At 73.3% G+C, this 19,242-nt stretch carries 16 protein-coding genes; 5 read left to right on the top strand and 11 right to left on the bottom strand.

What is annotated here, in order from left to right; translation table 11 throughout:
- Together nadA and DEI82_RS15690 are read right to left on the bottom strand one after the other, a co-directional pair.
- Positions 1–1,286 (bottom strand): quinolinate synthase NadA (gene nadA, locus DEI82_RS15695; RefSeq protein ID WP_111037559.1); only part of this gene is annotated, 1,286 nt, incomplete at its 3' end.
- On the bottom strand, positions 1,286–1,999 hold the full coding sequence (locus tag DEI82_RS15690) for an NUDIX domain-containing protein (protein WP_111037558.1): 714 nt from the start codon (positions 1,997–1,999) through the stop codon (positions 1,286–1,288). The genes DEI82_RS15690 and nadA, both read right to left, overlap by 1 nt.
- Positions 2,000–2,164: 165 nt before the next feature.
- On the opposite strand from DEI82_RS15690, the gene DEI82_RS15685 reads away from it, so the two are divergent.
- The 4 genes from DEI82_RS15685 (at position 2,165) to DEI82_RS15670 (ending at position 6,622) form a co-directional block, all read left to right on the top strand.
- Entirely contained in the window at positions 2,165–2,446 is a 282-nt protein-coding gene (locus DEI82_RS15685) for an acylphosphatase (RefSeq protein WP_258370229.1), read from the top strand.
- A 23-nt stretch (positions 2,447–2,469) separates the two neighbouring features.
- The gene (locus DEI82_RS15680) at positions 2,470–3,627 is read left to right on the top strand and encodes an MFS transporter (RefSeq protein ID WP_220037292.1); all 1,158 of its coding nucleotides are present in this window, start codon (positions 2,470–2,472) and stop codon (positions 3,625–3,627) included.
- Between the two features lie 80 nt (positions 3,628–3,707).
- Entirely contained in the window at positions 3,708–5,204 is a 1,497-nt protein-coding gene (locus tag DEI82_RS15675; protein WP_111037557.1) for a DHA2 family efflux MFS transporter permease subunit, read from the top strand.
- Positions 5,205–5,374: 170 nt separating this feature from the next.
- On the top strand, positions 5,375–6,622 hold the full coding sequence (locus DEI82_RS15670) for an FAD-binding protein (protein WP_111037556.1): 1,248 nt from the start codon (positions 5,375–5,377) through the stop codon (positions 6,620–6,622).
- A 1,074-nt stretch (positions 6,623–7,696) separates the two neighbouring features.
- Here the strand turns inward: DEI82_RS15670 and DEI82_RS15665 are convergent.
- The 8 genes from DEI82_RS15665 to DEI82_RS15630 form a co-directional block, all read right to left on the bottom strand.
- Complete coding sequence (locus DEI82_RS15665; protein WP_111037555.1) at positions 7,697–8,209, bottom strand: 2'-5' RNA ligase family protein; 513 nt, start codon at positions 8,207–8,209, stop codon at positions 7,697–7,699.
- Positions 8,210–8,223: 14 nt separating this feature from the next.
- Positions 8,224–9,126, bottom strand: coding sequence for an alpha/beta fold hydrolase (locus DEI82_RS15660; protein WP_111037554.1), 903 nt, complete (start codon positions 9,124–9,126; stop codon positions 8,224–8,226).
- 21 nt (positions 9,127–9,147) lie between these two features.
- Positions 9,148–10,182, bottom strand: a complete 1,035-nt coding sequence (locus tag DEI82_RS15655; protein WP_111037553.1) for a glycoside hydrolase family 16 protein — start codon at positions 10,180–10,182, stop codon at positions 9,148–9,150.
- 93 nt (positions 10,183–10,275) lie between these two features.
- Positions 10,276–12,108: a hypothetical protein gene (locus tag DEI82_RS15650; RefSeq protein ID WP_111037552.1), complete on the bottom strand. Its 1,833-nt coding sequence runs from the start codon at positions 12,106–12,108 to the stop codon at positions 10,276–10,278.
- Complete coding sequence (locus tag DEI82_RS15645) at positions 12,105–14,093, bottom strand: glycosyltransferase family 2 protein (RefSeq protein WP_220037291.1); 1,989 nt, start codon at positions 14,091–14,093, stop codon at positions 12,105–12,107. The genes DEI82_RS15650 and DEI82_RS15645 overlap by 4 nt, the downstream gene beginning before the upstream one ends.
- Entirely contained in the window at positions 14,090–15,475 is a 1,386-nt protein-coding gene (locus tag DEI82_RS15640) for a lipopolysaccharide biosynthesis protein (protein WP_111037551.1), read from the bottom strand. Before DEI82_RS15640 ends, DEI82_RS15645 begins: the two co-directional genes overlap by 4 nt.
- A complete protein-coding gene (locus tag DEI82_RS15635) occupies positions 15,472–16,530 on the bottom strand; it encodes a glycosyltransferase family 2 protein (RefSeq protein WP_181435255.1) in 1,059 nt (352 codons plus the stop codon). The genes DEI82_RS15640 and DEI82_RS15635 overlap by 4 nt, the downstream gene beginning before the upstream one ends.
- Positions 16,527–17,384, bottom strand: a complete 858-nt coding sequence (locus tag DEI82_RS15630) for a glycosyltransferase family 2 protein (protein WP_111037549.1) — start codon at positions 17,382–17,384, stop codon at positions 16,527–16,529. The genes DEI82_RS15635 and DEI82_RS15630 overlap by 4 nt, the downstream gene beginning before the upstream one ends.
- Positions 17,385–17,919: 535 nt before the next feature.
- Here DEI82_RS15630 and DEI82_RS16335 point away from each other — a divergent pair.
- Entirely contained in the window at positions 17,920–18,084 is a 165-nt protein-coding gene (locus tag DEI82_RS16335; RefSeq protein ID WP_181434970.1) for a hypothetical protein, read from the top strand.
- Between the two features lie 595 nt (positions 18,085–18,679).
- Here the strand turns inward: DEI82_RS16335 and DEI82_RS15625 are convergent.
- Positions 18,680–18,913, bottom strand: a complete 234-nt coding sequence (locus DEI82_RS15625; protein WP_111011648.1) for a hypothetical protein — start codon at positions 18,911–18,913, stop codon at positions 18,680–18,682.
- Positions 18,914–19,242 lie beyond the last annotated feature (329 nt).

The raw sequence follows: 19,242 nt of genomic DNA, 5'->3' as shown, positions 1-19,242 counted from the left end.
GGGCGAGCGGGCGCGAGGGGGCGGGGGCGTGCGGCGAGCATGCGCTCGAGCGCGACCCGCGCGTCGGCCGCGATGTCGTCCGGGACGCGGACCTCGTTGAGGACCTCGCCGCGGACCAGCGCCTCGAGCACCCATGCGAGGTAGCCCGGGTGGATCCGGTACATCGTCGAGCACGGGCACACCACGGGGTCGAGGCAGGAGATGTCGTGCTGCGGGAACTCGGCCGCCAGCCGGTTCACCATGTTGATCTCGGTGCCGATCGCGAAGGTCGTGGGCTCCTCGGCCGCGGCGACGACCTTGCGGATGAGGTCGGTGCTGCCGGCGACGTCCGCGGCGTCGACGACCTCCATCGGGCACTCGGGGTGCACGACCACGACGACGTCGGGATCGGCGGCGCGCGCCTGCTCGATCTGCTCGACGGTGAACCGGCGGTGCACGGAACAGAACCCGTGCCACAGGACGACCTGGGCCGCCTGGAGCGTTGCGGCGTCGTTGCCGCCGAGCGGCTTCCGGGGGTTCCACATCGGCATGCGGTCGGTGCTGACCCCCATCGCCTTCGCGGTGTTCCGCCCGAGGTGCTGGTCCGGGAAGAACAGGACGCGCTGGCCGCGCTCGAACGCCCACTCGAGGACGGTCGCGGCGTTCGAGGACGTGCAGACGATGCCGCCGTGACGACCGCAGAACGCCTTGAGGTCCGCCGCCGAGTTCATGTAGGTGACCGGGATCACCGGCACGCGGCCGTCGGCGTCGGGCTCGGTGCCGTACAGGAGTTCGAGCTGCTCCCAGGCCGCCTCGACGCTGTCGATGTCGGCCATGTCCGCCATCGAGCACCCGGCGGCGAGGTTCGGCAGGATGACGTGCTGCTCGGGGCGGGCGAGGACGTCCGCGGTCTCGGCCATGAAGTGCACGCCGCAGAACACGATCGCCTCGGCGTCGGGACGGGTGAGCGCGGCGTTCGCGAGCTGGAAGGAGTCGCCGAGGACGTCCGCGTGTCGCACGACCTCGTCGCGCTGGTAGAAGTGCCCGAGCACGACGACCCGATCGCCGAGGGTGGCCTTGGCGGCCTCGATCCGGGCGTGCAGCTCGGCCTCCGGCGCGGTCCGGTACTCCTCCGGGATCACGCCCTGGCGCGGCGCCGAGGTGGGGATGAGGTCGGACATCGAGGACCCGGGACCGTAGCCGGGCCGGGCATCGAAGGTCCAGGTGGGAGCGGCGAGGTCGGGCGTGCAGGTGCTGCCGGCCGCGCGACCGTTCGAGATGAGGTCGATGGTGGTTGCGATGGACATCAGGTTCCCGTCGGTGGTGCTGGGGGCCGGTCGGATCCGAGGGGCCCGTTGTCGGCGAAGGCGAGGAGGGGGTTGGAGCGGTACAGGCGCGCCGGCCGGTGACGGCCTCCCGAGGACAGCTCGTCGGTCGCGACGATCGCGTCCGACTGGGCCACCTGCCGGCGGAAGTTCGCCGGGTCCAGGCGGCGGCCGAGGATCGCCTCGTGGACGCTGCGGAGCTCGGCGAGCGTGAACCGGTCGCCGAGGAACGCCTGGGCGATCCGCGAGTAGCCGACCTTGTTCCGCAGGCGCCACAGCGCGTAGTCGACGATGCGGTCGTGGTCGAAGGCGAGTCGTGGCAGGTGCTCGGCGAAGAACCAGCGGACGTTCCAGTCGTCGGGCACACCGGGCGTCTCGTCGCCGCGGACGAGCGCCCAGTAGACGATCGAGACCACCCGGTCCGGCGATCGGTCGACGTCGCCGAAGGCGTACAGCTGCTCGAGGTACCGGGGCTGCACGCGGGTGGTCTCGAACAGCCGGGTGGCCGCGGACTCCTCGAGGCCCTCGTCGACGCCGACCCATCCACCGGGCAGCGCCCAGGACCCCTCGAACGGCTCGGTCACGCGGCGGACCAGGGGCATCGCCAGCGCGAGTTCGCCCGTCTCGGGGTGCCGTCGGAGCGCCACGATGACCGTCGACACGGCGACGCGGATGCCGTGGTCCGGTGTGGTCATCACGATCCTGGTCCATCGGGTTCTGGTCGGAGTGACCCGAACTGATGAGGTCAGTATGACCCCATCCCTCCGCGGACGCGAATCGGCAGAGGTGCGGCCGGATCGTCACCGCGACGAAAACGGGCCGTGACGGCCATGAAACGCGCCGCTCCTACAGTGGGCGGCATGACACCGATCACGAGGATGCACGCCGTCGTGTCCGGATCGGTCCAGGGGGTCGGATTCCGCTACTGGACCGCACGGAAGGCGGACGGGCTCGAGCTCGCCGGGTACGCACGCAACCTGTTCGACGGGACGGTCGAGGTGGAGGCCGAGGGACCGGAGACCGCGGTCGACACGCTCATGGAGCTCCTCCACGTCGGGCCGCCGTCGGCCACCGTCACCGACGTCGCGGTGCGCTCGGTCGTGCCCCACGCCAACGGCGGGTCGTTCGACATCCTGCACTGACGCCGCCGAGTACGGTCGAACGGGTGCCCGGACTCGTCGCCGCCGTCTACGTCTTCACCGCCGTCATGATGGGGACGACCATCCCGACGCCCCTCTACCCGACCTACGAGGCGCACTTCGGCTTCGGCAGCGCCGCGACGACCGTGCTGTTCGCGGTCTACGCCGGCGGCGTGATCCTCGCGCTCGTGGTCGTCGGGCGTCTGTCCGACACGATCGGCCGACGACCGGCGCTCCTCGTCGGCATCGTGCTGTCCCTGCTCTCGGCGGGGCTGTTCACGGTCGGCACCCCCGAGTGGCTCCTGTACGCGGGGCGCGTGCTCTCGGGGTTCTCCGCGGGCATCTTCACGTCCACCGCCACGGTCGCGGTGCTCGAGGCCGCCCCCCGGGGCCGCGAGAAGCTCGCCGGAGCGCTCGCCACCGCGGGGAACATCGGCGGGCTCGGACTCGGCATGCTCATGGCGGGCGTGGTCGCGACCGTCACCCCGTGGCCCCTCCGCGCGCCGTACGTGGTGCACGCCGGACTGCTCGTCATCGCGGGGTTCGCCCTGCTCGCGATGCGCGAGACCGCCGGCGAGCGGACGCCGTTCCGGCTGCAACCGCCGCGCGTCCCGTCGGAGACCCGGTCGGTCTTCGGCGCGGCCGCCATCGGGGCCGTGACGGGGTTCGCGGTGTGCGGGCTGTTCTCGTCGATCGCGCCGAACTTCGTCGGCACGGTCATCGGGGTGCACTCGCCCGCGGTCGTCGGGACCGTGACGTTCCTGCTGTTCGGCGCCTCCGCGGCGGCGCAGGTGTCGCTCCGTCCCCTCTCGAACCGGGCACTCGTCCTCGTCGGGACGGTCGGCCTCGTCGTCGGCATGGCGGTGCTCGTCGTCGCTCTGCTCGCCGCGTCGCTGCCCACCCTCATCGCGTCCGCAGTCCTCGCCGGGGCCGGGCAGGGCCTCCTGTTCATGGCGGGCCTCCGGACCGTCACGGGCGCCACGGCGGCAGCGGACCGCACCGCGACGACGACCACGTACTTCGTGGTGGCGTACCTGGCGATCGCCGTCCCCGCCGTCGCGGCGGGGCTGCTCAGCCATGCCGTCGGACTGACCGCGACGGGCGTGGTGTTCGCCGCCGCGGTCGTCGTCGGGACGCTGCTCGGGCTGTTCCGGCTGCGGTCGTTCGACGCGGTCGCGCGCTGAGCGTCGCCGCGCTGGCCCCGGGCTCCCCGGACGTCCAGCTGACCCTGTCCGATGTCACAGGAGGCCGCTAGCCTCGGTCCATGGCCGATCCCGACGCCGCCACCGTCATCACCAGCGCTCGTTCCGAGCCAGCCGGGCCGTCGTCGACGTCCCCGGCGACCGCGCGCCTGGTCATCGGACTCCTGCTCGTCTCCGCGTTCGTCGTCATCCTGAACGAGACGATCATGGGCGTGGCCCTCCCGCGGCTCATGACGGACCTGGACATCAGCGCGACGACGGGGCAATGGCTCACCACCGGGTTCATGTTGACCATGGCGGTCGTGATCCCGATCACCGGGTTCCTGCTCGAGCGGTTCCCGACGCGGCCCGTGTTCACATGGGCGATGAGCCTGTTCTCGGCGGGCACCGTGATCGCCCTGCTCGCGCCGGGGTTCCCGGTGTTGCTCGTCGGCCGGGTCGTGCAGGCGAGCGGAACGGCGATCATGATGCCCCTGCTCATGACGACCGTGCTGACTCTCGTCGAGCCGCAGCGCCGTGGCCGCGTGATGGGCAACATCTCGATCGTGATCTCGGTGGCGCCGGCGATCGGGCCCACGATCTCGGGGCTCATCCTGCAGTCGTTCACATGGCGGTCCATGTTCGGTTTCGTCCTCCCGATCGCGCTCGCGGCCCTGGTCATCGGGCTCCTCAAGGTGCGGAACGTCTCCACGCCACGACGCGTCCCACTCGACGTCGGGTCCGTCATCGTGTCCGCGTTCGCCTTCGGCGGGATCGTGTACGGCCTGTCCAGCATCGCGACGATCGGCAGCGGGGGCATCTGGGCTCCCGTCGTCGCGCTCACGGTCGGACTCGTCGCGCTCGTGGGGTTCATCGCGCGGCAACGGTCCCTGCAGCGACGGGACCGCGCGCTGCTCGACCTGCGGACGTTCCGGGTGCGGACGTTCACCATCGCGATCATCGCCATGTGCATCGCGATGATCGCCATGTTCGGCACGCTGATCCTGCTGCCGATCTACCTCGAGACCGTGCTCGGGCTGCCCGTCCTGCAGGTCGGTCTGCTGCTCCTGCCCGGCGGGCTCGTCATGGGTCTGCTCTCGCCGGTGGTCGGGCGGCTGTACGACCAGCACGGCGCGCAGGTGCTCGCGGTGCCGGGCGCGGTCCTCGTGAGCGTCGTGCTGTGGATGTTCACGATGCTCAGTCCGACGACGAGCGTGTGGTTCGTGCTCGCGGCGCACGTGCTCCTCAGCATCGGGCTCGCGCTCACCTTCACGCCGTTGTTCACTGCGGGACTCGGTGGACTCACGCCCGACCTGTACTCGCACGGGTCGGCGCTGCTCGGAACGGCTCAGCAACTGGCAGGGGCTGCGGGGACCGCCCTCTTCGTCACCCTCATGGCGATCGGCACCGCTGCCGCGGGTGGGGGCGCGAGCTCGGCGGTCTCGGTCGATGCGACCGCAGCCGGCGTCCGGACGGCGTTCCTCGTCGGCGCGATCATCTCGCTGTTCGGCATCGCCGCCTCCGCGATGGTTCGCAAGCCGGAGCTCGCGCCGGGCCTCGTGCCCTCGCCCACGCACTGACCCTCGGTGCGACCGACCGACCGACCGACCGACCGACCGACCGACGCGCTGCGCTGCGCTGCGACCGACACGCGACCGACACGACCCGTCTGTCCGTCTGACCGACGGGTCCGACGGGTCCGACGGGTCGGACGGACCGACGCCTCCCGTCGCATGAGAGGGTGACCCCCATGGGCGCGATGACGAGCGAGCTGAACTGGGCGGGCACCTACACGTACACCGCCGAGCGCATCGAACGCCCCACCTCGATCGAGGCCGTGCAGGAACTCGTGTCGGGAGCCGAACGGGTGCGCGGCATCGGCACCCGCCACTCGTTCAACGACGTCGCCGACGGACCGGGCGTGCTCGTGGACGTCACGGCGATCCCCGCCGACCTGGAGATCGCGCCGGACCGCCGGACGGTGACGCTCGGCGCCGGCACGCGGTACGGCGACGTCGCACCCGCGCTCGACGCCGCGGGTCTCGCGCTCCACAACATGGGCTCGCTGCCGCACATCTCGGTCGGAGGTGCCACCGCCACCGGAACGCACGGCTCCGGCACCCGCCTCGGGTCGTTGTCGTCAGCGGTCGCCGGTCTCGAGTTCGTCGGCGGGGACGGCACCCTGCACCGGATCGTCCGAGGCGACCCGGAGCACGCGGGCGCGGTGCTCCACCTGGGCCTCCTCGGGGTCGTCACCCGGATCACACTGGACGTCGAGCCCACCTACCGGATGCGCCAGGACGCATACGGCGCGATCCCCTGGACGGCGTTCCTCGGGTCCGTGCGCGAGGTCTTCGCCGCCGGGACGAGCGTGTGCTGCTTCACGAACTGGGACGGCACGGTGCGCGAGGTCCTCGTGAAGACGCGGATCCCCGACGGCGCCGACGACGTCGCCGTGCCCGAGGCCATCGTCGGCGCACATCGCCTGCCGCCGCTACCGGGTGACGACCACCGCACGGCCCGCGACGGCACGCCCGGACCATGGTGGGACCGCCTCCCCCACTTCACCGTGGGCACGGTGCCGTCGGTCGGGTCCGAGATCCAGAGTGAGCACTTCGTGCCGCTCGACCGGGCCGCCGAGGCACTCGACGCCGTCCACGCGCTCGGCGACCGCATCCGCCCGCACCTCCACGTCGCGGAGCTCCGGACCACCGCTCCTGACGACCTGTGGCTCAGCCCCGGTCAGGGGTCCGCGACGCTGTGCATCGCGTTCACCTGGCGTCGTCACGTCGACGAGGTCGCCGCGCTGCTGCCGGACATCGAGGCCGCGCTCGTCCCGTTCGATGCACGGCCCCACTGGGGCAAGATGTCGTCCCTCGGGCCGGATGCCATCGCGGCGCTCTACCCACGGCTCCCCGCGTTCCGGTCCCTCGTCGCCCGGATCGACCCGGAACGGCGGTTCGCGTCCGCGTTCGGCGAGCGCGTCCTCGGGGTCTGAGGCGCCTCCCGACCCGGCCTCGGTGGCCGGACCGCACCCGTTGTCCCGGCGTCACGTGCCGCTCGTCGGCACCGCGCCTCCTGTCCGGTCGCGCCCGCCGCACCTCCGGTCCGGTCGCGCCTCCGGTCCGGTCGCGCCGCGCCTCCGGTCCGGTCGCGCCGCGCCTCCCGTCCGGTCGCGCCTCCCGTGCCGCGCCTCCCGCCCTGCCGGCACCGCGCCTCCCACCCTGCCCAGTCCCGTCCCGTCCCGTCCCGTCGCATCCCGTCGCATCCCGACCGTCGATGAATCAGGAAATCGGCGCGAATGGCGAAGCGCCCCCTCAACGGCGACGCCGTCTTCCTGCGTTCTCGACACGACAGCGGAGCGAACCGTGCGCAGCGCACGATCGCAGCGGACGATGAAAGCGCCCGGGAGGAACGGCACCCGCCTCAGGGCCGCAGCGACCCGTCGACAACGCAGGAACCCAAGCCCGGAGCAAAGCCCTCACCCCACCGGCGACGCCGTCGTCCTGCGTTCTCGACACGACAGCGGAGCGAACCGTGCGCAGCGCACGATCGCAGCGAGCGGTCACAGCGAACGGTGGAAACGACCCGGAGGAACGGCACCCGCCTCGGGGCGGCAGCGACCCGTCGACAACGCAGGAAAATGGTGCCGCTGCCGGGACCCGACCCCCGAGTGAACGCGGTCTTCCTGCGTTGTCCACGTGGCAGCGGAGCGAACGGGAGGAGCGAACGGGAGAAGCCAACGGACGGGGTGGGCGGACGGAACGGACCGGAGCAACAGCAGCTGCCTCGAACCCCAGCGCCCCGTCGACAACGCAGGAACGCAGGTCCGGAGCGGAGGCCCGGCGCCGCCGGAGACGGCCTCTTCCTGCGTTGTCGACACACGCGGTCACACGGCCGGGAGTCCGCCCGGTCGCGCGGTCACACGGCCGGGAGTCCGCCCGGTCGCGCGGCCACACGGCCGGGAGTCCGCGCGGTCGCGCGGTCACGCGGTCACGCGGTCACGCGGTCACACGGCCGGGAGTCCGTGCGGTCGCGCGGCCGCGCGGTCACGCGGTCACGCGGTCGCGCCTCACACACCGGTGAGGGGCGTCACCACCCGCTCGTCCCCGTCCCAGAACCGGACGCCGGCGACCGCGCCGAACTCGGGCACGGGGACCGCCGCGAGCGCGGAGACCGCGGCGGGGAGCGCCTCGGGCGGCAGGCGTCGCGCGATGGTGACGTGTGGCGACCAGGCGTCCGGCAGGCTCGTCGGGAGGCCCCCGGGTACGACCTCGTGGACGCGGCGGTGGAACGCGCCGAGTGCCTCGGACACGACGACGGCGCGCACGAGCACGAACCGCCCGCGGGCGGCCGGGAACAGGGTGAGACCGCCGAACCGCACCTCGCCAGGGTGGGTGGCGGCAACGGCCGGGAGGGACGGCACCGGTTCCAGCGTCGGCCCGGCCACCAGGGTCACGTGCGGCCGGTTCGACGGGCTGTCATGGAGCGCGAGGCTCGGGAGCCCCGCGTCGACCAGGGCCCGCCACCCGGCACGGAGGGCGCCGTCGGTGGCGTCGTCGAAGACGAGCTCGATGCTGCGCACGGTGCGGGGGCCCCTCAGGCGCCGGTGGCGCGGCGCACGCGGTCGAGGTGTGCGCGGACCGCGGCGGCGACGGCGACGGGGTCCTCACGCTGGACGAAGTGGCCCACGCCGGGGAGCTCGACGAGGTCGCGTCCGATCGCGAAGGACGCCTCGTTGCCCCGGGCTGCGGGCAGGGCCTCGCACCCGTCGGCCGTGCCGATGAGGAAGGTCGTCGGCACCGTGATCGCCGGCCACGTGTCGAGGAGCGCCTGGGTCGAGGCGTACCGGGGCGAGCCGGGCGCCTCGCCCGCACCGTGTCGGTAGTAGTGCACGACGTCGGCGGCGAACTCGTCCGTGTCGAACGCCCCGAGCATGGCCTGCTCCTCGGTGGGGTCGAGCCGGAGCGAGGGGGACCAGTTGGCCCAGGCCCATCGGACGAGCGCGGTGGGGTCGGTGCGGAAGGCCCGCGCGCCGGCCTCGGTGCAGAGCCAGTACCGGTACCAGGCGACCGCGGCGTCGTCGAGTCGTTCCGCGGCGCTCAGGTGTCCCCGGTCCCCGTACGGCGTCGCGATCGTGACGAGTCCGGTGAGTCGCTCGGGAGCGAGCACGGCGACGGCGTGCGCGGCCCTGGCGCCCCAGTCGTGCCCGGCGAGCAGGAACCGATCGAGTCGGAGCGCGTCGGCCAGGTCGAGGACGTCGGCGGCGAGCGCGGCGACCTGACCGGACCGGGCGTCGGCGGCGTCGTCACGGACCCGGCTCGCACCCACCCCGCGGAGCATCGGCCGGATCGCCCGGACGTCGTCGGGCAGGAGCGCGAGCACACCGTCCCAGGTCGCGGGCGTGTCGGGGAACCCGTGGAGCAGCAGGACCGGGGTGCCGTCGGCCGGTCCGTCGTCGTGGTACTCGAGGTCGGCGACGGGGGTCGACACGATGGGCATGCCCCGAGCCAACCACGATCGTCAGGCTCGGGGATCCACCTGGATCCAGTCGATGACCATCCGTGACGTCGTGGGGGTGGACGCGTCCGGCGGACCGGGCCAGTTCCCGCCGACGGCGAGGCTGAACAGGACGTCCATCGGCTGGTCGAACACCCAGCGCATGGTCGGCGGCGCGGTGGAGCGGGTGATGCGCATCGCAGTGTGACCGTCGATGGCGGTCGTGATGCTGTCGGCGGTGCGCGACACCGAGTACACGTGGAAGCCGTCGCTCAGCGGTGTGCTGTGGTGGACGGTCGTGCTCGACGCGACGTCCTGGGTGTCCGAGGTGGTGCTCGGCGCGTGGACCGTGTGCACCGAGTCCGCGGTGGTGTTCGGCGTCTCGACGATGTCCACCTCACCGGCCGCGGGCCATCCGACGTGGTCGACGTCCGAGCCGAGCAACCAGAACGCGGGCAGGAGCCCCTGGCCGTCGGGCAGCTCGATCCGGGCGGACAGCGTGCCGGTCGTGAACGAGAACTTGCCCGCGGTGGTCAGCCGGGCCGAGGTGTAGGTCGGCGTGGCGGGGGTGCCCCCGACGTGCGCGGTGAGCACGAGGTGCCCGCTGCCGTCGAGCACGCCGTTCGCCGCCTGGTAGGTCTGCAGTTCGCCGTTGCCCCAGCCACCGGCTCCGGTCTGTGCGGTCCAGACGGACGGGTCGGGCGGAGACCCCGCGGTGCCGTCGAAGTCGTCGCGCACGACTCCGGATGGGCTCGGGGTCGAGGACGGTGTCCCGTTCGGGGTCGGCGCGGGCTGGGTCACCGGGTCTCCTCCTCTTGGCCGGACGGCCCAGGCGACGACGAGCGCCACGACGACCACCCCGGCGAGCACGACGATCCACAGCAGGGGGCGACGCCGCCGTGGGACCGGGATCGTGCGCCCGCCGTCCGAGGCACGCGCGAGCGCCGAACCCCCGTGCCGAGCCGTCCCGCCGTGTCGCGTGGTGCGGTCGTGGAGGGGCACCCCGCCGTGCTCGACGATCCGGGCGACGGGGAACGCGTCAGGTGTCGGGGTCGGCACGAGCGTCCTCCCACCGCCGCTCGGTGGCGGGAGCGCCCACGCGGACGGCCGTCGGTGTCGGCAGCGCGGGGTCCGGACGACGCGCGATCGCGGTCACGAGGTCGTCCCCGTCAGCCGGTACAGCACCACGCCGGGCGCCGACACGACGGTGGTCCAGCGCGGGTCCGCAGCGATCTGTCCGCTGAGCCGCTGCAGCGCGCCGTGGGGGTACGTGCCGTTGTACTCGGCCCAGTCGACCATCTGGTCCGTGATGAGCATGTAGACCGGGCGCCCGCCGCCCCGGAGGGCCGTGGTGAGCTTCTGCTCGACGGCCGGGTCCCGGAAGGACTGTCCGGCCCACCCCGCCCAGGTCGTCATGCTCGCGTCGAACTGCGGGTCCACGCGCGCCTGGTCGACGTACTGCTCCGTCATCCGCCCGGGTCCGGCGGCGGCCGGCGCGAGGAGCTGGGACGGCACGGGCGCGGTCTCGAGCAGCTGCGTGCTGACGCTGAGTTCGGCCGGCGTCACGAGGTTGGAGAACCAGGCACCGTAGACCGCCTGCCCGGATGCGAGCGACGCCACGACGACGGCGACCGCCGTCCCCGTCAGGGCGAGGCGACCGGCGAGCACGGCGCTCGTGGACCGGCGGTCGTGTGCCGCGCCTCCCGTCCGCACCCCACCGCGGCCACGGAGGCCCGCGCGGATGCACCGGACGAGCACCGGCGCGATGAGGACGGCGCAGCCGGGGACGGAGTACAGGAACACGCGGTAGATGGCCTCGCCGCCGTAGCTCTGCCCGGCGAGGAGCGCGAACGGCGCGAAGGCGACCACCGCCAGCCGGAGGGTGCTCCAGCGGCGGAGCCGTGTGCCGCCGAAGCGGTCGGGACGGAGCCCGGCGAGGACGAGCAGTCCCGCCGACGCCCACACCCCGAGGGACACCGCCCGCGCCGCGAGTGCCGTCACCGTCATGCCGATGCTGCCGGCACCGGTCGACGCGGTCTGCGCGTTCGCAAGCGGGTCGAACGCCTGCCCCGTCGTGTACTCCTGCACGAGGTGCCAGTTGAGCAGCACCATGAGGCCGGCGAGGATCCCGAACGGGACGACGATCGTCCGCGGCCGGACCGTGCCGAGCACGCCGAACGCGGCCGCGACGACGAGCAGCCAGTACGGCGTCAACTGGTGGGACACCGCGATCGCGGCGAACAGGGGCAGGGTCAGCCATCCGAGCACCGGACGCGTGCGGCTGCGGACCAGGAGTGTGACGATGACGATCCCGAGGAGGAACGACACGGCCTGCGGAGACAGGTAGTCCTGGCCGACCCAGTTCGCGACGCCGACGATGAACGCGGCGGTGACGGCGCTCAGTCGCGACGTCCCGAGGGACCGTGCGAGGGCGCCGACGGCGCCGACGAGGGCGATGTCCGCGCCGACCTCGAACCACTGCGCGATCGACACCGGCGAGATCCCCGTGGCGGTCGAGAACCACGCGATCGCCGCGAACACACCGGGCCACCCCGCGTAGATGTCGACCCCCGTGGCGACGTGCCCGTGGTGCTGGATCCAGTCGACGACCCCGAGGTGCTTGTAGGTCCAGCTGTAGATCGGCGCACCGGCCCCGAGGGCGATCGGGAGGCGCATGCACAGCACCGACACGACGGTCGCCGCCCACGCGTCCACCACGGAGCCCGACCGGACCGCGAGCACGAACCCGAGGCCGGACAGGCCGATCGCGATCGGCACGCCGGGCACGCCGGCGAACAGCAGCCCGAGGGTGGTGTGCGTCGCGGACGGGATCGCGGGGATCGACACCACCGCCACCACGAGTGCCGCCACGACGACGAGCCGGGTCGCCACGACGACGTGCGCGCGCGACCGCGGAACGGTGACGCTGGCGGACCGGAACCCGGTGGCCCGCAGGCCCGCGAGGAGGAGGGTCGGTGTCGTCACGACGAGGCTCCCTCCTCGGCGCGTCCGTGGCGGCGCACGGGACGCAGGCGGCCACGGACGACGGTGGCCCGTTCGGTGAGCCAGCGTTCGAACCGCGGGACCCTCGACCGATGGGCGGTGCGGCGTTCGGGTCGCCGTCCCGCGAGGACCCACCGGTCGAGGCCGCCGGCGGCGGTCAGGAGTGCGATCACGACGAGCGCCCCGTCCACGCCCCAGATGCCCGTGGCCGCCATGGCAGCGGTGAGGAGGATCGTGACCGCGATGCCCGTCGCGGGCACCACCACGACGGTCGTCGAGGGTCGCATGTCGACCCAGGTCCGCAGGGCCGCGCCCGGTCCGACGAGCACGAGGGCGACGACGGCGATGCCGCGCCACCACTCCGCGGTGTCGGGCACGAGTGCGGTCAGCCCGACGAGGGCGACGAGCGCCGCGACGATGCCCCAGGGGGTGGGGCGTCGGATCGGCATGGTCGAGGCCGTGGCCGGCGCGCCGGCGTCGGTCACCGCGGTGCGCGACGCGGGGTCGAGGACGGTCGCTCCGTCCCACCGCTGCCGGAGGAACCGGGCGGGACCGAGCAGGACGCTCGCGAGTTCGAGCCGACCGACGCGGCGGACCTCGCGGGCGAGCTCCTCGTGCGTCGGGGTCGCGGCGAGCGCCGTGGGCTCGCTCAGGGCCGTCGCGGCGGTCGAACCGGCGGTGGTCGGAACGGCCGCGGCGGTCGAGCCCATCAACATCGCGGTCACACTGCCGGCGGGAGCGGACCCCACCGTCGGCGGCGGACTCGCGTCCGTGCCGCCGACGGCGTGTTCGGGTCCCTCCGCCAGCCCGCCGGCGCCTTTGCCGACGAGCCGGACGAAGGCCTGGGGCGCACGACGGGCAGCGCGGGCCGCCATGCGGGGCTCGAGAGCCACCTTCGTCAGCCACGCGCCGAGCCCGACGCCGTAGCCCTTCGCCTGCGACCGGAGCGCCGCCAGGTCGGAGCGGTGGCGGTGCCACACGAGCGCGGACGGGTCGACGACGAGCGCCCCGCCGGCGAACAGCACCCGGGTGAACACGTCGAGGTCCTCGCCGCCGCCCGTGCGGGTCCCGGCGCCGAACGCCGTGTCGAACCCGCCGAGCTCCAGGGCGGTGCGCCGACGGAGGGCGAAGTTCGCGCCCGTGCCGAACTCGCCGACCGAGAACGGGAACATCGGCAGGTCGGCGGGCTGCTCGGCGAGCCGGAACTCGCGGCGACGCAGGTTCCGGGACCAGGACACGCGGTCGTCGAAGTACCGCTGCACCGGGGTCCTGAGTTCGCCGCTCGGCACGAGTCCCGACACGCACTCGACGTCCGGCGCGCTCGCGAAGGCGCGGGTGATCGCCGTCAACCAACCCGGATCGACCACGACGTCGTCGTCCGTGAACGCGACGACGTCGCCCGTCGCGTGTCGGAGGCCCGTGTTCCGTGCGCTCGACAGCCCCGGGACCGCCTCGTGCACGAGGCGCACACGCGGGTCCGTGAACTCGTTCGCGATGAGGTCCGCGGTGGCCGTCGTCGCGCTCGCGTTGTCCACCACGACGACGTCGAACACCGGATGGTCGACCGCGAGCACGCTCCGCAGGGCGTCCCGGAGCTGGTCGGCCCGGTCGCGGGTGCAGATCACGACGGTCACGGTCGTCGCGGTGGTGTCCGGCGCCGAGGACTCCGCGCGTTCCGCGGCACCCCGGTCGAACCGCGCGGCCGCGTCGGCGAGCACCGGGATCGCGAGGCCCCCGGCCACGACCGGGACCTCGACGAAGCCGAGCACCGTGTCGCCGCGACGGACGAGGAGCCGGGCGCCCCGGTAGCCCTCGGCGCCGTCGAGCCGCAGCACCTCGGTGTCCCGGGCGACGACGTCGTCGAGCTCGCGGACGTCGAGGTCGCCGACCCAGAGTGCGCCGGCCCACACGGGAGGAACGGGGCTCGTCATGGGACGGTGCAGCACGCGGTCGGTTCCGATGGTCACGCGGCGCCTCCCGCGATCGGGGCGGGCGAGGCGACGGCGCTGTGTCGGCCCGTGCCCGGCGCGCGTCGGGCGCGGAGGAGCCCGACGAACCCGACCGTGGCGAGGCCGACCGTGGTGACGACCATCGCGATGGCCCCGCCGAGCGCACCCCAGGCGCCGATGCACAGGATCGCGACGGGCACGAGGACGACGGTCGACGACGCGCTCACGACGAGGACCGCGGTGGTGCGGTGCAGCGATCGCTGCATGGACCCCCACACCTCGTACGCCGTCCGCAGCACGGAGCCGATCGCGAGCGTGCTGAGCACCGCCACGCCGCCGGCGGCGACGTAGTAGTGCCCGAGGAGACCGAGGACGAACGGCGCGAGCGCGACGAGGGCGACCACCCCGAGCCCGACGATGGTCACCACGGCGATCCAGGTGCGGAACGCGAGCGCGCCCGCCTCGCTGCGGTTCGTGGACGCGTGGGTCGCCATGGAGGTGCCGATCGCGATGACGACGAGGTCGAGCACCTGCCCGATCTGGAAGCACAGCGCGAACAGGGCGCCCTGCGCGCTGCCCGCGACGGTCGTCACGAGGAACGGCATGATGAGCACCCCACCGAGGTACAGGCCGTTCGCGACGCCGACCCGGCCCGCGAAGGCGGCGAACCGGCGGAACGGCCGCTCCTCGTCGGTGGACGCGGGAGCGCCCTCCGGGCCCGGCTCCGCGGCGTTCCCGACGACCGGGACGAACGTGCGCATCCTCCGGGGGATCAGGATCCCGTAGGCGACGACGAGCGCCCCGGCCGCCGGGAGGACCGCGGCGACGAGCACGGGGTTGCCGACCGCGCCGACCAGTGCGACGAGCACCGGGATGAGCGCGAGCTTGGCGAGGTTGACCGGACCGTTCATCGTCAGGTTGAGCCGGGCCCCACCGAGCGAGGTGAGCACCGGGTCCTTGAGGACGAACAGCGTCCACACGACGCTCGAGAGCGTGACGCCGAGCACGACCGACCACGCGGGGGCGGCGGGGTCGACGAACCGGACGACGAGCACGCCCGCGACGACCCCGGCGACCGTCGCGACGAGCACCGCGGTCAGGACGCCGACGCGGTAGAGCGGTCGGCGCCAACGACGCAGCCCCGGCAACATGACGAGCAGGGCGTCCCCGATCCCGGACGCCGCGACCTGCGCCGCGGCCGTGAAGATCGAGAAGATCGCGGTGTCGACGCCGAGCCTCCCCGGCGGGATGATCCGCGCCGCGACCACCCAGAACACGAACCCGGAGGCGCTCGTCACGGCGTAGCCGGCGAGGATCCAGATCGAGTCGAGCGTCACGCGACGACCGATGGTCGTGCGTGCCGGCGTCGACACGGCGGGCGTGAGGACCTGGTCGCTCACCCGGACACCACCTCGCCGCGGAGCTGCGGGGGGGACGGGTGTCGCGCCTCCAGACCGACGGACGGGAGGGCCGGAACGGATGACGCGGGTGCGGTCGCCATGGGGACGGACGGGAGGACCGTGGCGGCACCGAGCGTCGGCGTCGCCCGTGCCGCGCGCAGGTACCCCGCGATCGTCGCCGCCGCCATGAGGGCGATCGCAGCGATGCGGCGCGCACCACCGCGCCCCACCTGGCCGAGTTCGCGGACGAGGGCGGCGGGCAGCACGTGCGCGGCGTAGGCGGTCTCGCTGGACAGGGCGTCCTCGCGGCCGAGCTTGCGGCCCAGGATCGCCTTCGAGATGCCCTCGTGGTAGCTCCGACTGCGGACGTACGACCACGTGGCGCGGTCGGCACTCACCCGGTGGTGCACGACGGCTCGGGGGTCGAGCAGGATGCGCGCCTCCGGGTCCTGCTGCCGGAGGCGGATGCAGAGCTCGGTCTCCTCGCCGCCGAGCGGGACCGCGCCGACGCGACCGGTGTCGGTGTCGAAGCCGCCCGCGGCCAGCGCCGGACGACGCCGGAACGCCATCGAGCAGCCGAGGACGTTGCGGACCTCGGCGAGCTCCTCGGGGAGGCCACGGTGGCTGCAGCCGACGATCCAGAGGAGTTCGTCGGGGTACATCGCCGAACGGGCACCCGCGGGCCAGACCGGCTCCGCCCGCCCGCCGACCGCGATCACCTTCGGGTCGGTGAACGGGGCGACGAGATGACGGAGCCAGTCCTCGGCCGCGGTGGCATCGTCGTCGAGGAACGCGACGACGTCTCCGTACGCGACGTGCATGCCGGTGTTCCGAGCACCGGACAGACCCTGGGGACCACGGTTCGCCACGACCGTGAGGTGCGGCCAGCGCGTCTGCGCCATCCGGAGGAGCTCCGGCTCGTGGTCGATGACGACGACGACCTCGGTGGCCTCCGGCTGGAGGAGCGCGGAGTCGACGGCGTCCTGGAGGTCACCCCACCGTCGCTGCGTGTACGCGCAGACGACGACGCTGACGGCGGGGTTCCACACCGTCACGCGACGTCCCGACGCTGACGCGCCGGCACCGCGATCGCGCCCACGGCGGGGTGCACCGATCTGGTCCTCGCGGCGGTCCGGGCGACGCGGTGAGCGGCCAGGCCGCGCGTGCGCTCGTCGAGGATCGTCTTGAGCACGCGGAAGCCGTCCGACACGGCGTTGAGGTTGCTCTCGCCGTGGATCCGCAGTCGTTCGACGCTCGGGACCTCGACGACGGCCAGGTCGGCGAACGCGATCCGGCAGTTGATGATCGTCTCGATCTCGAACCCGTCGCCCCAGAGCATCCGACCGTCGGCCGCGGGCGCGGCGTCGACGGCGGGCAGGTCGAGGTGCGGGAGCACGGACCGCCGGAACGCGTTGAAGCCGTAGCACAGGTCCGTGTAGTCGGTGCCGAGCAGCAGGTTCGTCAGGACGTTGAGCCCGGCGTTCCCCACGCGACGGACGCCGGTGATGTCCTCGCTGCCACCGCCGAGGCGGAAGCGCGAGCCCTTGGCGACGTCGGCCCCGGCCACCAGCGCCTCGACGAAGCGCGGGATCTCGGTGGGGTCGGCGGAACCGTCGGCGTCGAACATGACGATGACGTCACCCGTGGCCACGGCGAAACCACAGGCGAGGGCGTTGCCCTTGCCGCGCCGGGTCTGGGACACGACGCGGATGTCGGGCATGACGGCCTTCGCGGTCGCGGCGGTGCCGTCGATCGAGTCGCCGTCCACGAGGATGACCTCGTGCACCGGCGGCAGGGTGGGCAGGACGAGCGCCAGGTTCTTCGCCTCGTTCCGTGCCGGGATGACGATGCTGATCGTCGGTTCCGCCGGGATCGGGGCGTTGAGGGGCGCAGGCAAGTTCGGGTTCATGCTGTGTCCACTTTTCGGGTTCGGGTGACGACCGGCCTCGGGAGCCGGTCTGGACCCCTCCGCGATCGACCCGCACCGACGGGTCGGTACGGCCGGCCAGGGAAGGGTCGGCGAGGGCAGCCTTCTGCCCTCGTGGTGCAGCGTGGATCAACGTCGACACGGTCGGCGGTTCGGGTTCGGGTTCTCGGGTGAGCAACCGACCGGCCGGAGCTGATCCTCGCCACCCTCGGGTAAGGGTGGTGGTGAGCAGGAACATACGCTCCCCGCCCCCGAGGGACAAGAGCCCTCTGTCCACCCTGCGCGGTCGGGGTACACGCGGGTCGGCGTCTGCGGCACCGGGCCGGACTCCTGGAGGACGGGCGCGGTCCGGGCTCCTCACGGACGGGGAGCGACCGTTCTCCGGGAACCCCCATGAGCACCCGAGTTGTCCCCCGATCGCCCCCCGATGAGGGGCGAGTCCGGCGGATAGGATCGACAACGGCCGACCTGGTCGAACCATCCGCCCCGCCCAGTTCCACCACGCCCGGAGGACCCGATGGCACGTCGCGACGTCGACCCCCGCGAGCGGTGCGTCTGCGGACACGAGCGGCAGGCCCACGAGCACTACCGGCGCGGGACCGACTGCGCGCTGTGCGGCGCGGCGACCTGTGGCCGGTTCCGTGGCACGGGCGTCATCGTGGTCGCGATCGACGGACCCTGACCTCCGACCCCTCCGGCTTTGTACCCCGTTCGGGGCGCTTCCGAACTCGTCCTGCCCCCCTCGGCAGCGTCCGGAGGACGTGCGTTCTCCGGGAGCCGGGGGACGCGCTCGAGCCGGCCCGGGCCTCCCCGTCGCGTGCCCCGTTCTGGGGTCGTCTCCCTGGGTCCGTTCACATGCTCGTTACCCGGGATGCGGGCCCGCCCGTGGTGCGGGCCACGGGCCGTGGGCGCGCGGCGCTTGGCAAGCCCCCGTCGCTGGTCGACAAATCAGGAGGATCGTGCGGAACCGGCGCCGCGCCTCCCGGCCCGGAGGCCCGGTCCTGAGTTGTCGACAGGCACCGGTGTGCAGGCGCGCGCCCGCGAGCAGCCGCCCGGACCGGCGCTGGCCGGTGCTCGCCGCGACGGCACCGGCCCCCGCTGACCCCGGCCCGGCCCCCCTCGGTCGACGAATCAGGAGGATCGTGCGGAACCCGCGCCGCGCCTCCCGACCGGGAGGCCCGGTCCTGAGTTGTCGACCGATCCCGGCGGGCGCGGACGGAACACGCCGCGGCCCGCGGCACCGCAGCTGCCCGCTGCGGTCAGGCGGCCCGCTGCGGTCAGGCGGCGGACGCGGTGGCCACGGACGGGACGGACCGCGCGGGGCGGACGTGCGTGAACGCCGCCCAGATCGCGGCGACGTCGGCGGTGCGCTCGAAGTCCTGCGTCGCGTGGTACTCGCGTCGCACGAAGTCGACGAAGGCGGTGGTGGTCGTCGGGTCAGCGGCGCGCGCGGAAGCGGCAGCGACGAGCTGGGTGCGGAACGGTTCCGTGAGGGTGGGGACGAACGGCATCGGTCTTCTCCGGTGTGGGCCCGAGGGACGGGCGGGGCGGTGGGCTGGATCATCGTGCACCGCCGTCGCGGGCCGGCCAAGTCCCCCGTTCGTGGAGCGCTCACCCGAGGGACACCGCCCAACCCGCGCTCGCCCGAGGGACACCGCCCGCCCCGCGCTCGCCCGAGGGACTCCGCCGTAACACGACGGAACGCGAGTGGACCCTCCCCACGGGCGCCTGCACAGTGGAGCCACGTTCTGCCGCAGCACCGGCCGGAACGCAGCAGCACGACGCACCACCGCACACCGAGCACCAGGAGCACCGATGTCCGCCGCACCGACCCTTCCCG

The organism is Curtobacterium sp. MCBD17_019 (assembly GCF_003234555.1).
Taxonomy (GTDB): Bacteria; Actinomycetota; Actinomycetes; order Actinomycetales; family Microbacteriaceae; genus Curtobacterium.
Note: the sequence above shows the minus strand (reverse complement) of the source record. Positions and strands in the feature narration are given on the sequence as shown.